This window comes from Agrobacterium sp. ST15.13.013 (assembly GCF_027956525.1).
Classification (GTDB): Bacteria; Pseudomonadota; Alphaproteobacteria; order Rhizobiales; family Rhizobiaceae; genus Agrobacterium; species Agrobacterium salinitolerans.
This window is the reverse complement of record NZ_JAQKGP010000030.1, coordinates 1-20,692: the sequence shown is the minus strand read 5'-3', so window position 1 is coordinate 20,692 and position 20,692 is coordinate 1. Positions and strand designations below refer to the sequence as shown.

21 protein-coding genes and 1 pseudogene are annotated in these 20,692 nt (G+C 62.4%); 1 reads left to right on the top strand and 21 read right to left on the bottom strand.

Annotated elements, in window-relative coordinates; all coding sequences use genetic code 11:
- Positions 1–3: 3 nt before the first annotated feature.
- The 9 genes from PL597_RS22630 to PL597_RS22590 all read right to left on the bottom strand — a co-directional run bounded on the left by PL597_RS22630 (position 4) and on the right by PL597_RS22590 (position 6,845).
- Entirely contained in the window at positions 4–933 is a 930-nt protein-coding gene (locus PL597_RS22630; protein WP_077768131.1) for an ArdC family protein, read from the bottom strand.
- A 205-nt stretch (positions 934–1,138) separates the two neighbouring features.
- Positions 1,139–1,543, bottom strand: a complete 405-nt coding sequence (locus tag PL597_RS22625) for a type II toxin-antitoxin system VapC family toxin (protein ID WP_077768132.1) — start codon at positions 1,541–1,543, stop codon at positions 1,139–1,141.
- Positions 1,543–1,788, bottom strand: a complete 246-nt coding sequence (locus PL597_RS22620; protein ID WP_077768133.1) for a type II toxin-antitoxin system VapB family antitoxin — start codon at positions 1,786–1,788, stop codon at positions 1,543–1,545. The genes PL597_RS22625 and PL597_RS22620 overlap by 1 nt, the downstream gene beginning before the upstream one ends.
- A 125-nt stretch (positions 1,789–1,913) precedes the next feature.
- Positions 1,914–2,501 (bottom strand): hypothetical protein, encoded by a 588-nt coding sequence (locus PL597_RS22615; RefSeq protein WP_012475981.1) that lies wholly within the window; start codon positions 2,499–2,501, stop codon positions 1,914–1,916.
- A 323-nt stretch (positions 2,502–2,824) separates the two neighbouring features.
- Positions 2,825–3,289, bottom strand: a complete 465-nt coding sequence (locus tag PL597_RS22610) for a hypothetical protein (protein ID WP_012475980.1) — start codon at positions 3,287–3,289, stop codon at positions 2,825–2,827.
- A 4-nt stretch (positions 3,290–3,293) separates the two neighbouring features.
- A complete protein-coding gene (locus tag PL597_RS22605; protein ID WP_012475979.1) occupies positions 3,294–3,638 on the bottom strand; it encodes a hypothetical protein in 345 nt (114 codons plus the stop codon).
- Complete coding sequence (locus PL597_RS22600) at positions 3,638–4,525, bottom strand: DUF7007 domain-containing protein (RefSeq protein ID WP_012475978.1); 888 nt, start codon at positions 4,523–4,525, stop codon at positions 3,638–3,640. The genes PL597_RS22605 and PL597_RS22600 overlap by 1 nt, the downstream gene beginning before the upstream one ends.
- Positions 4,522–4,998 carry a Nif11-like leader peptide family natural product precursor gene (locus PL597_RS22595; RefSeq protein ID WP_077768134.1) on the bottom strand — a complete coding sequence of 159 codons (477 nt, stop codon included), beginning with the start codon at positions 4,996–4,998 and terminating at the stop codon, positions 4,522–4,524. Before PL597_RS22595 ends, PL597_RS22600 begins: the two co-directional genes overlap by 4 nt.
- 95 nt (positions 4,999–5,093) lie before the next feature.
- The gene (locus PL597_RS22590) at positions 5,094–6,845 is read right to left on the bottom strand and encodes a ParB/RepB/Spo0J family partition protein (protein ID WP_012475976.1); all 1,752 of its coding nucleotides are present in this window, start codon (positions 6,843–6,845) and stop codon (positions 5,094–5,096) included.
- A gap of 351 nt (positions 6,846–7,196) precedes the next feature.
- Here PL597_RS22590 and PL597_RS22585 point away from each other — a divergent pair, with 351 nt between their 5' ends.
- Positions 7,197–7,370, top strand: coding sequence for a hypothetical protein (locus PL597_RS22585; RefSeq protein ID WP_236771566.1), 174 nt, complete (start codon positions 7,197–7,199; stop codon positions 7,368–7,370).
- Between the two features lie 375 nt (positions 7,371–7,745).
- Here the strand turns inward: PL597_RS22585 and PL597_RS22580 are convergent, their stop codons facing one another.
- The 12 genes and pseudogenes from PL597_RS22580 to PL597_RS22525 all read right to left on the bottom strand — a co-directional run.
- A complete protein-coding gene (locus PL597_RS22580) occupies positions 7,746–12,854 on the bottom strand; it encodes a DEAD/DEAH box helicase family protein (protein WP_012475975.1) in 5,109 nt (1,702 codons plus the stop codon).
- A 118-nt stretch (positions 12,855–12,972) separates the two neighbouring features.
- Positions 12,973–13,374, bottom strand: a complete 402-nt coding sequence (locus PL597_RS22575) for a DUF3085 domain-containing protein (RefSeq protein WP_012475974.1) — start codon at positions 13,372–13,374, stop codon at positions 12,973–12,975.
- Between the two features lie 12 nt (positions 13,375–13,386).
- Complete coding sequence (locus tag PL597_RS22570) at positions 13,387–13,992, bottom strand: DUF1419 domain-containing protein (protein ID WP_012475973.1); 606 nt, start codon at positions 13,990–13,992, stop codon at positions 13,387–13,389.
- A gap of 66 nt (positions 13,993–14,058) precedes the next feature.
- Positions 14,059–15,087: a DUF3991 and toprim domain-containing protein gene (locus tag PL597_RS22565; RefSeq protein ID WP_077768135.1), complete on the bottom strand. Its 1,029-nt coding sequence runs from the start codon at positions 15,085–15,087 to the stop codon at positions 14,059–14,061.
- Positions 15,088–15,265: 178 nt separating this feature from the next.
- Positions 15,266–15,442 (bottom strand): hypothetical protein, encoded by a 177-nt coding sequence (locus PL597_RS22560; protein ID WP_162854299.1) that lies wholly within the window; start codon positions 15,440–15,442, stop codon positions 15,266–15,268.
- A gap of 298 nt (positions 15,443–15,740) precedes the next feature.
- A complete protein-coding gene (locus PL597_RS22555; protein ID WP_077768136.1) occupies positions 15,741–16,667 on the bottom strand; it encodes a helix-turn-helix transcriptional regulator in 927 nt (308 codons plus the stop codon).
- Positions 16,668–16,717: 50 nt separating this feature from the next.
- Positions 16,718–17,146 carry a helix-turn-helix domain-containing protein gene (locus tag PL597_RS22550; RefSeq protein ID WP_077768182.1) on the bottom strand — a complete coding sequence of 143 codons (429 nt, stop codon included), beginning with the start codon at positions 17,144–17,146 and terminating at the stop codon, positions 16,718–16,720.
- Between the two features lie 62 nt (positions 17,147–17,208).
- The gene (locus tag PL597_RS22545; RefSeq protein WP_077768137.1) at positions 17,209–17,409 is read right to left on the bottom strand and encodes a helix-turn-helix transcriptional regulator; all 201 of its coding nucleotides are present in this window, start codon (positions 17,407–17,409) and stop codon (positions 17,209–17,211) included.
- A gap of 104 nt (positions 17,410–17,513) precedes the next feature.
- Positions 17,514–18,266, bottom strand: a complete 753-nt coding sequence (gene tpiA, locus PL597_RS22540) for a triose-phosphate isomerase (protein ID WP_077768138.1) — start codon at positions 18,264–18,266, stop codon at positions 17,514–17,516.
- Positions 18,267–18,280: 14 nt separating this feature from the next.
- On the bottom strand, positions 18,281–19,321 hold the full coding sequence (gene fba / locus PL597_RS22535; RefSeq protein WP_012475968.1) for a class II fructose-bisphosphate aldolase: 1,041 nt from the start codon (positions 19,319–19,321) through the stop codon (positions 18,281–18,283).
- Positions 19,322–20,329, bottom strand: a complete 1,008-nt coding sequence (locus PL597_RS22530) for a class 1 fructose-bisphosphatase (protein ID WP_012475967.1) — start codon at positions 20,327–20,329, stop codon at positions 19,322–19,324.
- A gap of 98 nt (positions 20,330–20,427) precedes the next feature.
- Positions 20,428–20,692: pseudogene (locus PL597_RS22525) on the bottom strand (hypothetical protein); the annotation flags it as partial.

Sequence of the window (20,692 nt, the reverse complement as noted above, 5' to 3'; positions counted from 1 at the left end):
CGCCTATGCCGCCGCCTTGTCGGCACCTTCCGCGGACGGCTGCAGACCGTGAAGATAGCTGACTGCACGCTGCGCATGCGCTGCCGCCTGAAAGATCGCCCACTTGTCATTTGAGAGAACGGTGAGCCACGACTGAAGGTAAGAGGCGTGATCCGGTCGCGGCTCCAGCTCTGGAGCAATCCCGAGGTCCGCGCAGAGAAAGCAGCTGCCGAGTTCGGCAATCAATTCCTCGCGGGCGCGCTCCGTCCGGTCCTTCGCGTAGCGCGACAGATCGCGATCAAGACGATCTTTGGCTCCAACCCAATGAATTTCCTCATGTCCAAGGGTCGCGTAGTAGGACTCCACATCCCGGAAGGTCTCGAACGGCGGCATCTGGATGTGGTCGGTCACCGGCGAATAATATGCCTGCGATCCGCCATGCCGGATGACGGCGCCAGTGTCGCGGAAGAAGCGATCGGCAATCTCGATCCGCTCAATCGGATCGAGGACCGGTGTCGGCCGATGGTAATAGTGGTCCGGCAGACCGTCGATCTGGTCAACGTTGAAGACGAAGTACGCCTTCAGAAAGGGAATTTCCCGATCGACATCGTTGCCGTTGCGGTCGGTCTCCGACTTCGTGAAGCGGCTCGCGAACACGACGGTCGAGCCGGTCTCGCCCTTCCGCACGGCCGATCCCAGTTCAAGCGCCTGCTTGAATGTCATCCACATCGGCGAGGAATATCCACGGGCCAGGCCCTCCGACCAAAGCAGCAGCACATTCATGCCGGAATAGGGCTGACCGTTGTGGCGAAGCGGCCGGGTGATACGACCGTTCGTGTTCGCGGCGTTCCATGGCTTCATCCATGGGCGAACTCCTTTCTCCAGATCCTCGATGATCTTGTCAGTGATCCGCGTGTAGATGTCGGCCCGCTGGCCTTCGTCCTTCCTGCTCATTTCAAACCTCCAATTCAAGGAGGTCGCGCCGATCGCGACCCCGTCACGGCGGTCCAAAGTGCGGAGCGGAAAGGGGTGAGGGCACCGAAAGGCCGGAACGGACGTGGAGGACGGCGAAGCCGTTGCCCGAACGCCTCGCTCCGCCAGGACCAAAAGCCGGACGGGTTCGCGACGGGCCGATCTCGGCGTCACTGCTTCAGGAGATTCAAGGAATTGTTTCGAGGTCGGTCGACCTGAACTCATCCGCAGTGGCGAGGATCGGCACGCCATGGAATTTGGCACAGGCATAATGCAGGCAATCGCCGAGGTTCAGGCCATGGCGGCCGCTGCGATAGCGGTGAGCAGCGACAAGGGCGAGCCTCGTCGTCTCGGATGCGGGCGGAAGATCGCGAATCTCGATTTCCCGCGCTTCGAGGAATTCCATCACGATCGTTTCGACCGCGGGCACTGGAAGATTGAACTTGTCGGGCCGTGCAAGGCCGAGGACTGTTTCGAGAATGGCGACCGGAGATGTGAAGGGATGTCTGGCAGAAGCAACGGCGTCGGAGACGCGCGCCGCTTCCGGCTCATCAGAGAGAAGCGCGATGATGGCGCAGGCATCGACGAACATCAGGCGTCATCCCACATTTCGTCGAAGGCTTCAGGAGGAAGAGGCTTGCGGACGTCGTCGCTCATCGCGACCCCATGCTTTTCCCGCAGCCGCGCAGCAGTCTGCAGTGGCGTCTCCGCGCGATTGCGACGCTCGATCGCCTCCCGCATGGCAATGACGATGGCGTCGGTAATGCCGACGCCGGCCATTTCGGCGAACTTGCGCGTCAGCGCGTCCGCTTCCGGATTGTTGACGTTGATCGGCATGGGTCGTCTCCATGTAGATAAATCTCGAAAATAATGTAGATCATCGGGCGACCTTTTCCAAGGCCGTAGGCACGCTTGCTTCCCGACATGGAAAAAGGCGGGGCCGGAGCCCCGCCCGAAAGCGCTCAGTCGAAGGCCGACATCTGTGCTTCGGCCGCCTTGCGATCAAGAGAGTGACCTGGGTTTTCGACGGGCCGATCGAAGGGTTTCCAGGCCTCACCGACGATTTGCTTGTAGGCTGCAACGGCGCCCTCCGCGGCCACCCGAAGCGCATGAGCCTGCACGCCCATGTCGGCGGCAAACTCGCGTCTGCGCTGGGCAGCACTGTCGTAGCCGACAGGGCCGTCGAGGTCCTCGTCGCGGGCGTCGTTGGCAGCCTTGGCCGTGGCATCGCGTGCCTCGGTGACGGCGCGGCTATAGAATTGGCCTGCGCCGTGCGCCGAGCCGACGAAGGCGCCGACGATCCGCTGCAGATGGATCTGCATGGCCTTTTCGCCGAGACCATCGCTCAGAGCATCGGCCGTCTCGGAGATCAGACGCTCATGGAGATCGCGGATTCCGTCGCTGTCGACGATCGCGGTTCCGAAGCTCTCGGCGATCTTCAGCGCCTGGGCACTGTCGGGGCATGTGAGCCGGACCATTTCGACGGTTGCGCCTTTGCGCAGAGCCACGACGCGAGCGGATTGACGAGGGGAGGTAGCGGGCTTTGCCATGATTTCTTCCTTTCAACCTCGAAGCGGCTCCGGCCCCGTGCCGATTTGCCCTTCGGTGCGGTCGCCCCGAACCGGCGGAAGACGGGCGCTTCAAGGTCCGGAGACGACAGGCTGAGCGGAGCCGGTTTGCGGGCAAGCGGGGCATCCTGCCCTGCGAGGCCCGCAAGCCTGCTCCGTGAGGGACGGCGCCTCCGGCCGCCGGGCGGCGCGGATAGCGGCCTTGAAGCGAACGGCCGCTGGTTCAGACCGCAGCAAAACCGAAGGGCAAATCGGCACGGGGTCTGGTCCAACCAGGTACTGAAAGGAAGATGGCTGCCGGGACGCTATACGTCGTCACTTCCCGAACTCGCCGCACGCTCAATTGGCGCGATGATGGTCTCGGCCGAGGGTTTCGGCTTGGGCAGCCGATAATATTGCAGCCAGCTCGGACCGTGCGTGTTTCGAAGACCGCGGAGTGTCCCGCCATCGTCATAGGGCGCGCCACCCATCCAGACGTTGTTCAGGATGCTCTTCCAGCGACGCCCGTGTCTTGCGGCATAGGCCTGGAGCGCGGCTTCCTGTTCACCGCTCAAAGGAGGAAGTCTTTCGCGCTTCGGAACAGCGCGCTGCTTACTCGAGGCAACGTCAGCCTGTTCCTCCCTCGCGGCGATCATTCGTTTAAGCTCCGCAACGCCCGCGTCGAGGCACGCCTTTCCGTTGAGGTGGTGGAACTGCTGCCAGAACGCGGTGCGTTCCGCGGACGATGGCCCAATGCCGGCGCTCCGTTCGAGGTCTCCGATCGTACCCATGTCGCTAGACCTCCGCTCGTGGCTGAGCCGCGTCGCCAACGGGTTCGAACCGTTTGCGAAAGGCGGCTATCGCTGCATCCTGCCGAGCCAACTTTCGTGTCAGCGCGTCAACTTCCGGCTGACGCTCCGCTGTCAGGGCGGCGAGATTGTTGCGATAACGTTCGAGGAAGAAGCCCGTATCCGGCGCCTTTCCGCGCCGATATCCGGTTTGCCGGCGCGCGAGCTGTGGCAGGATCGATGTTATCCGGCGCAAGACCTGGCGATCGATCAGTTCGAGCTGGCGCTGCGTCTGCCGCCGCGCTTCTTCCATACGCGCCAGTTGCGCATGGTGGATTGGCATTGCAGCCATCACGCATCCCTCCCTTGCCACCCCACAAAACTGGAAGGACCGTCACAGGGATTATGACGGTCAGGATCGATGACGAAACCGAAGCGGTCGCGCGCGGCATACTCGGCGCGGGGCACGAGAAAGCGCATCTCCTCCACCCGCCCATCGCGCCGGCCGCCTCGCGTGGCGATGACCTCCGTCATGTCGGCATGGCGGCTGGAAAAGATCGCGGAGATCACGATCCAGTCGCCGGCATGCTTGCGCTCGAAGGCTTCCCGGTCCTTTGTCCAGGATTGGCCGGGCTGGAGTTCGCGGCCGTGGATCGCCTCCCAGGCGGACGGCCAGCTATTGCGGATCGTCTCATCGGCACATTTGCGCTCGTAGGACGTGAAGAGATCTGGGAAGGTGAGGGCGACAATCGCCCATTCTGCGTCCTCCTCGTACCAGGGCAAGGACTTTCGCAGCATCGGAAGGACGCGGGCATTCCGTTCGGCCGACAGATGAAACCCGCCATGACCGGCGGTCATATGGGAGACGATCCCCTCGGCGTAGATCGTCGCGAGCTGCGACAGACCCCATGGCGTAGTCGCTGCCATGCGGCTCTGGATCCGCCCGAGCGCGGATAGTTCATGGCTGTGCCGCGCGGTCTCGAACACGCGCGCGCGGAACGCTGTCTCATCTTCGAGGCGCCCTTCGTGACCGTGGAAATCCTCCCGCGTCAGCTCTGACAGCGGGCGAGTGAGGCGCCAGGCGCTCGCGAGGAAGCTGGCGCCATCGCGCGCCGGCACCATTGCCAGGAAGGTATCGGCGATCCGGGCGACCGGAAAGCCGTCCGCGCTGACGCCGAATTTCACCGCGGAGTCGTCGGCGGTAGGAACCCTGTCGTGTTGAAGATCGGGCGTGCTCATGCGGCAACCCTCCCTTCGACATGAGCCGCCGCGACCTCGTCGGCGGTCACCTCTTCGAGGATGGCATTCGGGTATCCATGCTCTTTCAGCCAGGCCACCGCCGCCTCGTGATTGCCGGCGAGATGGACAAGCTCCGCGTTCGCACCGGCGCGATCGAAGAGGCGGATAGAACCGAGTGCGGGGCGTTCGAGAACCTTGAAGGCGAGATCGGAATCGAGACCGAAGGTTCGGTGAATGCGCATGACGACGGTATTCTTTCCGCCGAAATCAGCCTCATGCAGCGTGAAATGCCCGGGCGAGGCGTAATTTCCGGATTGGCGCGGACCCTCCTTGCGGATCAGGCGGCCTTTGCTGTTGCGGGTTTGCCAGGCCGCCAGCTTCTTCTTGAAACGCTCGGGCGGCCGAGGGCTGCCGTCGGACCAGGCGACGATGGAGCCGATCGGGGCGAGGTCGTAGATCAGGGACGCAGACATAAGACATCTCCTTGGAATTCTGCGGTTCATGGAAACGAAGCCGCCGCCGGTGATGGCCGGCGGCGGTTGTCGATCGGATGAGAAGGGAAGGGAGGCTATTCGGCCGCAATGCCGTAGGCGGTTTCGTCCTCGTCAGGAGCCCCGTCGTCGGCCTCCGGATCGGGGGCGTCAAGTTCGGCGGCCTCGCCGGCGGCGCTGTCGTCCGCGAGTTCGCCAAGACCATCGCTCGTTTCTTCAGTGGTGACGCTGTCCTCCTCTTCGACGATCTCGCCTTTCTTGATCAGGTCGGCAAGTTCCTTCGGATCGGGCGCGAACAGGGCTGCCGGGTGGACGAAGTGCCCTTCCTTGAAGTGCTCGACGAGTGCTGCGCGGGTCTCGCGGACCTTCGGGCGCGGCAGAACCGGGGTGTCCTTGCACGACGCCTCAAGCGCCGCCCGCGACAGGCAAAGCAGGAAATCTTCGGTGCCCATGTTCGGGAGATATCCATCGGCGCCGATGGCCTCGCCGGCGATACGTGACACGATCCCGCTGTTCGACATGCCGCGGCGGCAAGAGAGCACATCGACCAGCATCGAGCGGGCGGCAACCCGCAACGTGTCGATCTCGAAGGACAGCTTACCGTCAGAGTCGAGCAACCGAACCGCATGGCGAGCGAACCGCTTCGTGCCGAAGACGGTGTCGTTTGCCCCGGAGTCGACCCGTACATTCAAGCCGGCGAAGGCGAGCACGAGGAGCGCCGTCAGCGTGTCGTCCTCGATCGGCGCGCGAGCGAGCGCTTCGTGCAGCGCGTCGGTCCTGAGGTCACCGATCATGTCGTGGCCCTTTTGCGTGACATCCGGACGCTGTTTCGGCGCGTCGATCACATCGTCGCCAGCGGTGGCACCACCTCCAACGACCGCTCTCTTGCCCGCCGTCTTCTTCTCCTCCGGCATCCGGTAATGCACGGTCTGAACCTTGCCGTTCCGATCCAGGTACATTGCGGTGTGGTCGCCCTTGCCTGGCTTGCCATAAACGCGGCTGGCCTTCTGCGGCAGCTTTACGTCACCCCATTGCGTGACCTCGGCGATCACGCCCTTCTTCGGCAGATTGTTGGTCATCCACTCCTGCTGGGCGCCGAGATAGGCTTCGACGTTGGTGGTGTAGCGGCTGTCCTCATCGGCAGGGGCAAACAGATCCTCGATCCATTCGATGCCATAGGCTTCCCTGAGATCGTCGCCGAAGCTCGCATCCTTTGCGTACATGCGGGTCTTGCTCAGCGCGTTGGCGATCTGGAACCACGTGGCAGGCTGGCCCTTCTTCGGCTTCTGCGCCTTCCAGACTTCCTTCTGCTCATCGAGGTGTGCCGCCGCGATCGTTCGAAGCTGCTGCTCGTTCGGCATGTCGCCGAGCGCCATTTGGTCGAGCATCGCCGGAAAGACATTGGCGAGCAGCCGCAACTTGCGAATCTGCCGGACGGGGAGGGCAAGTGCGACCGCAATCGCTTCCTCGGTCCAGTCGAGTGCGATCAGGCGTTCGATGCCGCGCCACTGGTCGACGGGGTTGAGCGGCTCCCTGGCGATGTTCTCGACCATGGACCGCATGGCGCCATTATCGTTAGCGGCTTCGACCACGAGAACCTCGATTTCCTCAAGGCCCGCGGCGATCGCCATGCGGGTCCGCCGATGGCCGGCTTCGATGACGTAGCCGTTTCCGCCATCGCTTTGCGGAAAGATGACGGGCGGCTGGATGATGCCGACGGCTTTGATGGTCGCGAGCAGCAGCGCATCAGCCTGCGGGGTGGATTTCGACTGACGAGTATTGTCCGGGTTGTCCTTCAACGAGCGCGGATCGACCTTCATGATGTGCATGGGATTTTCCTCTTCCGAGATGCGGGACACGGCTCGCTTGCCGGTCCTTCCTGTCTTCGTTTCTTTCGAAGACACCTCCCGGACCGCGGGGCGGGCGGCCCGGCGCAACTGCGGCCGAGCGTCCCTGCTGCGATGTCCGAGCGGGGCTAACAGCCCTGCGCGGGACGAGTGGCCGGGATGCGCAGGCGGCGGTTGAGCGCAAGCGGCGACTGGAAGACCGATCTGCGACCGGTTTCTTTTCCCTCTTCCTTCTTTTTGTCCTCCCTCCTTCCGGAAACTGCCGCTCACACTTTTGATAGTTCACAGCAACCGGAAACGCGCCTTAGGCTGTCGCAGCTCAAGGAGGTTTCGATGCACGATACAAAAGAGATATTTGCCTATCAGGTCGTTCCGGGAACAGACGAGATCCTTGCGTTCACCGAGACTTTGGGGCTCGCCTGGCAGGAGGCCTCCCGACATTTCGAGGGGCTGAAGGCCATGGACGAGAATGTCGAAGCGGGGTTGCGATCTACAAAGTCGGTTTGAAGAATCCGAGCCTCTCCGACTTCGTGACCGTCCTGAACGACCCGGAGGATATGAGCGGGCGGCTGATCGAAAAGATGGAGCGCGTCGAGGTGATTACCTGAGCGGGGGAAAACCGCGACGAGGATGACCGTCGTAGGGGTCGCTTCGATGAACGGAAATCAGGACAAAAAAAGAGGGCCACGAGAAAACTCGGGCCCTATAGGTATGAAGGTAATTTAAACCTCCAGAGGGGAACAGCTGCTGCGGCGGCACTGGGAGGAAAACCGCCATGTGCATCAGCTGTGAGCACTATGCTCAAATTTCGGTCGGAAGGAAAGCAAATATTGTGCAATGCAGCTATGCAAATGCTGCGTCGCATCAAAACCGCGATTCCATTCAAGCAGACTCCGCCGAGGCGGCGTCGTTCTGAACTGACGCGGCGGCAAGAGCGTCCTCGACGTCACGAAGCTGTCGGCGCTTTTCGGCAAGTTCGTCGGCGAAGGCGAAAGTGCCGCCTTCGCGCGAGCGATAGGAGACGAGCCGCCGGTGCGCATCATCGAGGCGATGGCGATAACGCTCGCGTTCCTCCTCGAACCCGTCGAGCGCATGCTCGAGGCGGGAGATGGCGCCGAGCGGTGTCACTGTGACCGCAAGGTCAATCTCGTAGGCGGCGCCTGTGCGCTGGAGCGTGGTGGCGTAGCGATAGCCGTCGCCCTTTCCGAAGCGCTCTCCCTCATAGACAAGATCGAAACCGCCGATAGATGCGAGGTGAACCTCGCCCTCCTGTTGGAGCTGGAGGAGCGTGAGAACCTCCTTCATCAGCGCGCGACCGGCTTCCTTGCGCTCATGGTGAAGCTTGCCCAGCACGGTCATCGCGAAGGCATCGCCGGCGGTCGGAACGAGCCGACCGATATCCTGGCCGATCTCGCCGATGCGGCGGGTCGACGTCTCGATGTCACGCTCGGCATCGCGCATCTGCCGGCGCACCGCATACTGGTCATCGTCATGGGCGGCGCGCAACCGTTCCAGTCGCGCGATATCGGCTTCGAGACCCGCTTTCTGCATCAGCCGCTCGTCGCCGGAGGCGATTGCCTTGGCCATGGCGAACTGGTTCGCCTGCCCTTCACCGAAGTCTTCGAGCCGGCGGATCGAAGTATCTCCGCTGAGCGCGGCGGCGATGAAGCGGGCCTTGCGCTCGTTGTTCTGCCACATGGAAGCGTCGAGGCTGCCCTCGGTCGCATAGGCGAAAATGTCGACGACATCGTGCTGATTACCCTGCCGGACGATGCGGCCTTCGCGCTGCTCGATGTGCGACGGCAGCCACGGCACATCGAGGTGATGCAGCGCTTTCAGCCGCGCTTGAGCGTTCACGCCCGTTCCCATCGTCTCCGACGATCCGATCAGGAACCGAATTCGGCCGGCGCGCACGTCGGCGAAGAGCCGTTGCTTGGCCTCGGTCTTCTTGTAGTCCTGCATGAAGGCGATTTCGGACGGGGGAACGCCCAGCCGCACAAACTCGTCGCGAATCCAGCGGTAGGCGGAAAAGCCGCGGGTCTTCTCGACGTTGATCGTGCCGAGATCGCTGAAGATCATCTGCGCGGCGCCGGGCAGGTCAAAGGGTTTGCCGTCCGGCCGGACGTAGGTATCGTCGCTCGTCTCTTGCCAGATGCGGAAGGCATTGCGGACGAGGAGGTTGAGCTTGTTGTCCTCCTCATTGTCGTTGGCCGGTATCACGAGGCGGAGATCGATCGCCGCATGGCGACCGTCGGTAATGACCGAGAGCAGGATATCGTCGCCGGGCTCAGCCGGTCCCTCGCGCATCTCGATCGCCTTGATGCGGGCATCGAGGATCTGCTGATAGGCCTTGAACGCCGGCGTCGGCTTGACGGTCAGGATCTGCCGTCGGCCGGTGGAGATATCAGGCACCTTGACGTATTCGCGGAGATCCGCCGGCATGACGACGTCGGCGAAAGCCCGGAACATGGCGATCAGTTCGGGCACATTGACGAAGCTCGCGAAGCGGCTGACCGGCTTGTATTTGCCGGACGGCTGGATCTCCAGCTCGGTCGTCGTATCGCCGAAGCAGGACGCCCAGGCATCGAATTCGTGTAAGCCGCGCTCGGCGAGAGCCTCGTGGCCGAGCAGGCGCTGGATCGAGAACATCTCACCGAGTGTGTTGGTGATCGGCGTGCCGGAGGCGAGCACCAGCGCGCGGCCCGGGTTCTTCGTTTCGAGGAACCGGGACTTCACATAGAGGTCCCAGGCGCGCTGCGAGCCGTTCGGGTCGATACCCTTCAGCGTCGACATGTTGGTCGCGAAGGAAAGCTTGCGGAACTCTTGCGCCTCGTCGACGATGATCTGGTCGACACCGATCTCGGAGATTGTGAGCAGATCGTCCTTGCGGGTCGCGAGCCCTTCCAGCCGTTCCTGCAAGCTTTCCTTCAGTCGCTCGAGGCGCTTGCGCGACACGCGGTCCTCGCTGTCCACCTTGGTCAGCAGATCCTCGTAGAGCTCCAACTCATCGTGGATCATCTGTTGTTCGAAGGCGGACGGCACGGCGATGAACCTGAAGGCCGAGTGCGTGATAATGATCGCATCCCAGGTCGCGGTCGCTGCCCGGCTCAAAAAGCGAAGCCGTTTGTCCTTGGTGAAGTTGGTCTCGTCGGCGACGAGGATCCGGGCATTGGGATAGAGTGCCAGAAATTCCCGCGCCGCCTGCGCCAGGCAATGACCAGGGACGACCAGCATCGCCTTGGCGATCAGGCCGAGACGTCGTTGTTCCATGATCGCGGCCGCCATCGTCATCGTCTTGCCCGCGCCGACGGCGTGGGCGAGATAGGTCGATCCGGAGGAGATGATCCGCCAGATGCCGCGTTTCTGGTGCCCATAAAGAACAAAGGCGCCAGAGGCGCCGGGAAGTTTCAGATGCGATCCGTCGAATTTTCGAGGCGCGATGTTGTTGAACCGGTCGTTATAGACCCGCGCCAGCCGGTCGGTGCGATCCGGATCGGTCCAAACCCAGTTTTGGAAGGCTTCCTTGATTTTCTGCAGCTTGTCGCGCGCCGCCTCGGTATCGACGACGTTCAGGACCCTCCGCTCGCCACCGGCATCCTTGTAGATATCGAAAATCTGGGGAACACGGCTGTTCAGCGCGTCGCCGAGCAACTCGCCGGCATCACGGCGGCTGGTGCCCCACTCCGATGTGCCGGCGGCGCAGTAGCCAAGCTGCCGTGCTTCCACCGTCCAGCTGCCCAATTCCGGCATATGGTGGATCCTGATCTCGGCACCCATCATCTCCTTCACGAAGGCGACGACGTCGCTGGCCGGAATCCAGGGCGCACCGAGACGTGCGGTGATGTCGGACGGGCGAAGATCGGCGGGTTGGACTGCCTGAAGCGCGCGGACGTTACGCTCGTAGGCTGGATCGAGTGCCGCGGCAGCTTCGGCGACACCAAGCTTGGTGCGGACCGCACCGGAGAGGTAGGCATCCGACGTCTGCCAGGAGCCATCGGCGGGATCCTGGAAAATCGCATCGCCGAGCTCGTCGACGACGGCATCGGCATGTCTGTGCAGCAGTTCGGCGATATGCTCGACATCGACGCGGCCACGTTCGTTGAGCACCACGGCCAACGCATCCGCCGCACTGGTGATTTCGGGCGGCGCAGGCGGCGCGATGACCCGTTCGGAAAAGATCGGGCGCGGTTTTGCGGTATCGGTGTCGAGGTCGTAGTCCTCGATCGAGGCGACCAGCCAGCAATCGGGATCGTCGAGGAAAGGCTGCAGGTTTGGACGGCGGTGCGTTTCGCGCACCTCGCCGGATTCCTCGTCCTCGCTGATCGAGACGGTGGTGTGGTTGATCGGACCGAAATCACGCACGAAGCTCGACCAGGCGATGCGCAAGCGAACCTGCAGATCACGCCACGGCCGATCCTGCTCCTGGGCCCTCAGCACCTCACGCACCGCGTCGCGGATTGGGATCAGCTTCTTGATGATCCCGACGTGCTTTTCCGGGATGCCGTCCCCGGTGCGCCCCTTGCGGACTTTGACCTCCACGGGTGCGCCGTCCACCATCTGCATCAGGCCGTGCCTGTTATCGATGAAGAAGCTACCCTCACGGACCTTGGCGTCACCGGGGCGAAGATCGATGATCTCGCCGAGCTCGTCCTCGAGGTCGACGTCGATTGCGGTCGGCTCACCGTCATAGCGGCCTTCAGGCAGCAGGCGAACGACGTTCTTTAGAGCCGCCTGCAGGTCCTCGCCAGCGCGTGGCTGGCATGTATAGGTCTCGCCGAACGGTCCGGAGGTCAGGGCATGATCGCCGAGGACGAAATTAGGATGCTCTGCAAACCAGCGGTTCACGCGAACTGCGCCCTCGTCTTGGCTTTCGGGCCGCACCTCCTCGAGATCGAGCCATGACAGATCGCTTGTCGGTTCGCCGACCTTGCGCTTGCGGAAGAACAGAAGGTCGACCACGACATCCGTGCCAGCATCGCGGCGGAAACTCCCCTCCGGCAATCGGATCGCGGCAATCAGGTCGGCGGTTTTGGCGATGTACTCACGCGCGGTCGCGTCGGCCTTGTCCATCGTGCCGGAACTGGTGACGAACGCGGCGAGCGCGCCGGGCTTCAGCAGGTCGATCGAACGGGTGATGAAGTAGTCGTGCAGCCTGAGACCGAGTGAGCGATAGGTCCGGTCAGACCGGACGGTGCGATCGGAGAAGGGTGGATTGCCAATGGCGAGATCGTAGATCGGCGCCAGATCGGCGCGCGCAAAATCGCCATTGATGATGCGGGCCTTAGGCTGCAGCAGCTTGACGATCCGGGCCGTGACGGGATCGAGTTCGACGCCGGTGACGAAGGTCCTGTCGCGAAAGGCCGCCGGCATCAGAGCCGGAAACAGGCCCGTACCGATACCCGGCTCGAGCATGCGGCCGCCACACCAGCCCAGGCGCTGCAAGCCCGACCAGATTGCCCGGATGATGAACTCCGGCGTGAAATGGGCATATTGCGTGCAGCGGGCGAGCGACGCGTAGTCGGCATCTGAAACGGCACTTTCGAGCGAGCCACCGAGCTCGCCCCACCCGGCCCGGAAATCGACTTCGCCGGGGCGGCGGAACATACCGTTCGCCAGTTCGCTGGCGCCGAAGCCGGTGAAGCGGATGAGTTGCGCCTGCTCCTTCGCGTTGGCTGGCCGATCCTGCTTCTCGATGTTGTTCGCGATCAGGATCGCCGCAACATTGGCGCGAGCGCGATCCTTCCAGGATCCGGCCAAGCCCCGATCCGCATCGTCGAGGTAGAAGTTGCACCGGTTGCCCTGGCGCCGGGGCGCCGGACGTTCTATCGCCGCGGCCGGCAAGGCCGGGGAGGGAGAGGGCGGCGTCGGTTCCGGGTCATCGTCGTTGGCCGCGACCGTATCGAAGCCGCCGAACGGTGTGACGCCCAGGCCGAGGCCTGATGACAGCGCGCTGCTGCCGAACATGTCGAGAGTGAAGGGATCGTTGCTCATGGAGGTTTCCTCGGAAAATGGCGAGCGTCATCACCCCGCGGGAAGCACTTGCGGGGATTAAAGGGAGCTCAAGGGTTTGGGATAGGTGGCCAAACGGGCCGGACTGGTCGCGAATTGCCTAGGGCTTCGCGACCAGGAAGAGCTGCATCGAGTCCTGAAGGAATGCGATACGCAGGTGCGTCGCCTCCGGCGCGGCCGCCATCATCGCTTCGAGCTGTTCCGCATCGACGAAATCGACTCCGTCATCGCCGCCGAATGTCCGGCGTTTGACTGCGAACCAGTCGTCATTGGTGCGGGGATCGCATTCCTCGGCATAAACGACCAAAGGCTTGGCGCCATCGGGCAGCTTGCCGTTCGACAGGAGGTAGACTCCTTGGTCGCCGACGAGCCAGAGGCCGGGCTTCTCGTCCTTGCCAGGGCGCAGGCCGTAGTAGGGGTTACGAAAGCCGCCATTGGCTTCGGCGTCGGCACGACTGCGGGCGACGACCTCGCGGACGGATGTAAGCGGGAAGGAAAGCATAGTGTGCCTCCCTCATGCGGCAATCGGCGAGGGGAGGTGGCGCAGCTGCACCGGCAGCTTCGCCGCGATCTCGTCGTCGGTCAGCTCGTCGAGCAGTTTCAGAGTGCTGCCCACTGCGCCGCCGTAGAGCATGATCGTGCGCTTGCCGCGCGCAGCTTCGTCCCAGCGATCGCCGGCATAGCCACGATAGTCGTCCGCCGTGATGCTCCAGATATGCTCCAGGCGTTCCTCGCGCGTCATGGCGCGCACCGGCCGGCTCTCACGCTCGATGATTGCCACGCGCATGCGCTCGACGGCGCCTTTGTCCGATAGATCGCAATAGCCGTGGAAATGTCGGATGACACCATCGATGCGCAATGCGAAGAACACTGATGTCACCGAACCCGTCAGATACTCGCGCATGGCGAACATCGACCCGCGGATCCAGAGCGGTGGCAGGATCTCGAACATATAGTCGTGCTCGGTCTCGGCGATCTCGAACCATTCGCCGGAATAGAGGAGCGAGGCGTCACCGTCCCAACGGTTCGGACGTTGAGCGTGCCGATCGAACATCCGGAACATTTGCTGGCGTGAGGCAACGCCGTGGAAGACCTTGCGGATTGCGGGAGAGGGATACATCTGCGGCTCCTTGGAGATGGTTCCGGACCGAAGTGCGGCACTGTCCTTCCGACCTTGCCATCCTCTTCAGTCCTTCATGACACCTCCCGGGCCGCCGGCATCGCGACCGGCCGGGTCAAGGGCCGGCTCGCCCGGGCGAAGCTTCCCTTGACGCGGGCGGCGCGAATGCGGCACGCCGCCTTCCTTCCTTTCCCTCTTTTCTTTCTCCCTGATTTTCAGGGTTTCGTTCCAATCCTCCTCGGGCGGGCGGAGCCGCGACCAGTCGCAGCCGACGGTATCCGCGAGCGCCCGCAAGCGCTCGGCAAACATCTCTCCTTGCGGATTGCCGTCTGTCGCGGCGACGAGGAGACTATCTGCTCGCGAGGCCATCTGCCGAAGCGCCGCCTCCGTCGACGGCGACCATCCGCCCCCGGTACTGAGATACACGGTTCCATCGCGCAGCCCCTCGATGGCGGCAAGGCTCATGGCGTCGATCGCAGCTTCCGTCACGGCCAGGCGCAACGCTGGGTCCGGTCCCAGACGGAAGAGGACCTTCGTTCCACCGGAGGCAAATCCCCGATATTCAGGACCGCGCGCCTCCCAGCCGGTCACAACTCCGGCATTGTCGGTGTGCGCTGCCCACATGCTGCCTTGCGGGCCTTCCCGCAGACGGTCTTGCCCGATCGTGGCTCGGAGCAGAGTGGCAGGAAGGAAGCGCTCACCGTTCAGATAAGCCCATGTCGACGAGCTGGGCCACGGCCGGCGGCGTGCCTGCCAACGCTCGGGTAAAGAAAGATCGAGGTCTCGGTCAGGCCTCGGCGCCTGCCATTCCGGCTCCGTGATCGCAAAACCAACAAGGCCGGCGACCCTTCCGGCGCCTTCGAGAAAGCCAACATGATCGAGATGTTCGACAAGTCCGAACACATCGCCTTTCGCATCGCCGAGCGGATCGAACCATCCGCGACCGTCATGGGTGACGATGATAATTTCGCCCGACCGGCGGAACTTCACCGCCCGCCGGGTACTCTCCTTTAGATCGATGGCGAAGCCCGCCTGCTCAAGAACAGCCGCGCAGCTCACCTGGTCGCGCAGCGCCTCTATTTCCTTTCTGTCCATGCTTTTCCTCATTGCCTTTCTTGCCCGTCGCTTCGCAGGCGCGCTCCACCCGCCGCGAAGAGCAAAGGCCGCAAGGGCGCGGCTGACAATTGTCGGATCATGCAATACCCGGCCGCGGCGCAGCCTCCCTTGCGGCCTGCCGCGCGCAAGCGGCACGCCGAAGGCACTGGCGGCCGGCTCAATGAGCCGGCCAGGGGAAGAACTCATTGACGATCTCAAGGGCGTCACCGGCGTCGATCTCGTCAGAAGGGAGGACGCCATATTCGCCGTCGACTTCGAAGACGGTGACCGGGACCATCAGGTCGCGGGAAAGCTGGAAGGCGTGGGACTGAGCGAGGGAAAGATCGTGCGACATATAAGAGGCTCCTGCGGGAGCGGGCCAATCCCGCTCGATGGCTCCTCAAAAGGCCCGGCGACGGGCGCGATCACCGCGAGGCGAAGCCGAAGCGGCCGCAGCTTGCTAGCGGACCCTTAACGGGTTGATCGTGGAAGATCCGGCGCCGGGCCAGGACGCCATCACAAAAGAGCGGGATTGGGCTGCTTCCGGGGGAGATGAACGGTTCGCGCACGCATTTCATACCATGCCAGTTTCGCGGCTGACTTCCGCAACACGAAGATGGTTTCCGCTTTCGACATTGCCGTTGACTGGCAATCTATCTCGTCCGGATCGTTTCCGACGGCGTTTCGCCAAAAGCCTGATAGTAGACGGCCGCAAACCGCCCCATATGGGTGAACCCTGCACTGCGTGCCGCGTCGGCGATCGACCGCGAGCCGGTATCGTCGACCAGCGCTCGGCGCGCTGCTTCGAGGCGGATCGTTTTGAGATAGCCCAAAGGCGTTGTGCCCTTGAACCGCTGGAAGGCGACCTGCAATGCTCTGACGCTCGTACCGGTCTCGCTGGCTATCGACGCAACAGTGAGAGGTTGCGACAGGTTGGCATGCATATACTCGATCGCCCGTTTCACCTGCCGGGGCACCGCCGGCGAGACCGGCCGCTCGAGCCGCGGCATGTAGCTATTGGGAACAACCTCCAGAAGTGCGATCATCGTCGACTCAAACAGCCGCTCGATGGCAGCCGGCGCCAATCGATCCGCGTCGGAAAGATTAAGACAGCTCCATACGAGATGGCCGAGTGCGGCCAGCCGCAGACCCTTCTCGGTGGTCAGATCGACGATGCGGTCGAAATGAAGGTCTGCCGTGACAGGCCCATCCAAGAGTTCACTGACCTGTTGCACCATCGCCGACTTTGCGAAGGAGAGGCCGATATAGCTGGAATGTTCATGAGGGGTCAGCTCATCGAACTGAGCGAGATCCTCCAGAAAACCAACTGCCTGTGCCGTCGAAAGGCGCAGTGCCCCCGAACGTGTCCCAGGCGTGGTGGATAGGGGCAGGTAAAGCAAATAAGCGTCTGGCGCGCCATCGAACGCCAGCTTCAGGGCTGAATGGCACTTTCCTTTCCAGGCGTGGAACCGGCCGACGATGTAATGGCTGTCCCCGACGCAAGACACGTGATCGCGATCCAGCTGACCAACCGGGCCGGCCTGCGCGATGTTGCCATGTCGGAGTGCAGCATGCTGCAATGGGCATCTCCAGGAGTTGAGTTTCGCCGCATAACCGGAGCGGCACCAAACTAGGCGTTCCCGCGGGAACCCTTTACATCCGTCGCGGCCATGGCCTTGACGAGGGATAGGACCTGACGGCGCAGTGCCGGCCTTGCTATCCTGGCGAAGGCGACGTTGAGGTCTCGCCCCTCGTCGGTATCGAGGAAGGCGCTGAGCTCCATCTCGGCGCCGGTGCCTGTCAGCCCATCGGGTTTTCCATCACGGCTCTGGCTGTCGAAGAAATACGACACCGGCACACCGAGCAGAGTGGCGACATTGAGCAAACGGCTCGCGCCGACGCGGTTCGTGCCCTTCTCGTATTTCTGGACTTGCTGGAACGTCACGCCCAAAGCCTCGGCGAGTGTGCTTTGGCTCATTCCGCGCACGCTTGCTCCCACCTCGACATCGATCGGGCTCGGCGCTTTGGCCTTGCTCTGATTGTTCACATGATTGGTCATTTCATCGCCATCCCTGTCGTTGAAAGGTCGTGGGTTTGCTGCTCGCCGCCCTGCGGCCAACATCAGTCGGGCTCCGAAAGGCTTGCCTTCTCGAGAGCCTCCTGCATCGAACTCGCCTCGAGTGCAGCAAGCGCTTGCTCGAGATAGCTTTCGATTTCAATGACGCTTCTGCCTTGGAGCAGGGCGATTTCATCAACAGTCTTTCCCATCGACACCCATCGAAGGCAGGTCTTTTCGATGGGCGAAAGCATCCAATGTTCCATGACCAACCTGCTTTCGTTGGTGTTTATTTTCATCCTCGAGCAACAGGGCGAACGATCCGCCCGATGGGTTTGCCCCTGACTTCCGCAGCGGAACGACTGGTGACCTACCTCCCGGTTGCCTCGCAGATCCGAAGAAAGCTTTCCGCGCGCAGACTGGCGCCGCCGACCAGAACACCGTCGACATTTTCAAGAGCAAGAATCTCGGCCGAATTCTCAGGTTTGACGGATCCACCATAGAGGATCCTGAGCTGTGCACCGATCGATCCATAGGCATCGATCAGACTGGATCGGATGCAGGCATGGGCGGCGAGAATTTCGCTTTGTTCGGGCAGCCGACCGGTCCCAATCGACCAGACCGGCTCATAAGCTATGACCAAGGCGAGCTCGTTCATTTCGGCGGGCAGGCAACCCTGCAGCTGGTTTTTGAGGACAGTAAGCGTCTCCTGGCGGAGATGCTCCGCTTCTGTCTCACCGACGCAAATTACTGGCATCAAGCCGGCGCTCACCGCAATCTCGGCCTTGCGCCTGACCATCGCGTCCGTCTCGCCCTGATATTGCCGCCTCTCGGAATGACCGAGTATGACGACGCGGGCGCGGGAATCGGCGATCATCCTGGCGGATATGTCGCCGGTATGGGCGCCAGCTTCCTGAGCGCTGCAATCCTGGGCACCGAGAAGAAGCCGGCTTCCGGCGATTATCCTCACGGCGGATTGCAGGAGCGTTGCCGGAGGACATATAGCCACATCCGCATTCAGCTCGCCGATGTTCCAGGCGACCTTTTCGATCTCGGCGAGATCGGCCGTAAGCCCGTTCATTTTCCAGTTGCCGACGATGAGCCGGCGGGGAGTGTTACTCAAGTTCTTGCCCCCGGTTAGTGGCTATATCGCTTCGCCATCTCGGCAAGCGGCAAGGGCTTGATGGCGGAGGCATGTCCGGCGGCGCCGAACTGCTCGTATCGGTCGCCGCAGACCGCTGCCATCGCCTCGATGCCCGGGGCGAGGTATTTGCGTGGATCGAACTCCCCGGGATGAAGGGCAAAGACGCGGCGGATCGCCCCCGTGAACGCCAATCGAAGGTCGGTGTCGACATTCACCTTGCGAACGCCGTGGCGGATGCCTTCCTGGATTTCCTCGACCGGAACACCATAGGTCGGTTTGACCTCGCCGCCATGCGCGTTGATCAGTTCCTGCAATTCCTGGGGCACGGACGACGACCCATGCATGACGAGATGGGTATCGGGCAGGCGGGCGTGGATCTCCTTCAGGCGCTTGATGGAAAGGATGTCGCCGTCCGGCTTCCGGGAGAATTTGTAAGCGCCATGAGACGTGCCGATGGCGATGGCGAGCGCATCCACCTTCGTCAAGCGCACGAACTCGGCAGCCTCTTCCGGATCGGTCAAAAGCATGTCGCGGCTGAGCTCGCCGTCAAAGCCGTGCCCATCTTCTGCTTCGCCGCGGCCGCTTTCCAACGAGCCGAGATGGCCGATTTCTCCTTCGACGGAGACGCCGACCAGATGCGCCATCTCCGAAACCTTGGCCGTGACGGCGACATTATTTTCGAAGCTGAGAGGCGTGCGCCCATCTTCAGAGAGGGAACCGTCCATCATCACCGAGGAGAAGCCGGCAAGAATTGCCGACATGCAGGTCGACGCCGAATTGCCGTGGTCCTGATGCATGCACACCGGGATATGCGGATACATCTCGATCGCCGCACGGATCAGATGCGACAGCGTCGCGTCGCCTGCAAAAGCTCGGGCGCCGCGGCTTGCCTGCATGATGACCGGGCTGTCGGTACGATCAGCAGCCTTCATGATGGCGAGCATCTGCTCCATGTTGTTCACGTTGAAAGCCGGGATGGCGTAGCCGTTCTCGGCGGCGTGGTCGAGCAATTGACGAAGGGTGACGAGAGCCATTTAAGAGCCGATCTCCTCTTGCGAGTGATGGATTTGGTGAAATTGCACCAGGCGTTGGATTTCGTTGCTCGAGCCGAGCAACACCGACACGCGCTGATGATGAGCCTGTGGTTGGATGCGAAGGATGTCTTCGGTTCCGGTGGATGCTGCACCGCCGGCCGCCTCGACGAGGAACGCCATGGGATTGGCTTCATACATCAGGCGCAGCTTGCCGCCGGCGCGGCGATTGGACTCGTCCGCCGGATAGAGAAACACCCCTCCGCGGGTCAGAATGCGATGGACGTCGGCCACCATCGAGGCGGTCCAGCGCATGTTGAAGTCCTGTCCGCGCGGCCCTGCCGATCCCGCAAGGCATTCGTCGACATAGCGTCGGATCGGCTCATCCCAGAAACGCTGGCGCGACGAATTCACGGCAAACTCGGTCGTTTCCGTCGGCACGCGCATGCGCGCGTTGGTCAGTTTGAATTGCCCGTCAGACGGATCCAGCGTGAAGCCGACCACGCCGAGGCCGAATGTGATAACGAAGAGCGTCGAGGGGCCATAGATGGCATAGCCGGCGCAGAGATACTCTCGCCCCTTGCGTAGAACATTGGTGTCGCCGTCCGCCTGGACCTGACTCACCGCAAAGATCGAACCGACGGAAAGGTTGACTTCAAGGTTCGATGAGCCGTCCAGCGGATCGACGTAAAGGATGAGGTCGCCAGCGGCTGGAGGTTTCAACCACGTGACCTCCTCCGCCTCCTCGGAAACATAGGCAGCAAGCGAGACCGCCTCGCCGCATGTTTCGCGAAACACACGATCGGCCAGGACATCGAGGAGCTTCTGATCTTCACCCTGGACATTCGTCGTGCCGGAGCTGCCTATATGGTTCTGAAAGGCTGCTTCCTTCAGGTGATCGGCAACAACGATCGCTGAGGCTGCTATGCTTTCAACCAAGCTTGCCAGGGCAGGATCGACTTTCGTCTCGTGGAGATAAGCGCCAAGTTCTATGTCCGGTGTGATTGTCATGTCGATGTTTCAACCTGTCTCGTAAATCCAGTGAGATCCGATTTCGTTACTCCGCTTCAGACGCAGTTCTGTCCGGCCAATGTAATTCGGTGGCGACCTCACGCCGCGCTCTGGCTGGCCGGTCTTTGGTGCGACAACTCCTCGGCGTTTGAGAACCCAAATTCTCGTGCATTTCCTTCGATCCTGAATTGCTGAACCAGGGCCAGCAGGCTGTCGGCCTGAGAGGCGAGTTCGCGGCTCGCGGCCGTCGTTTCCTCGACCATAGCCGCATTGTGCTGTGTCATCTGGTCCATCTGATTGACGGTCGAGTTGACCCCCTGCAGCGCACTCGACTGATCGTGGCTGCCGCGGGCGATCGTCTCG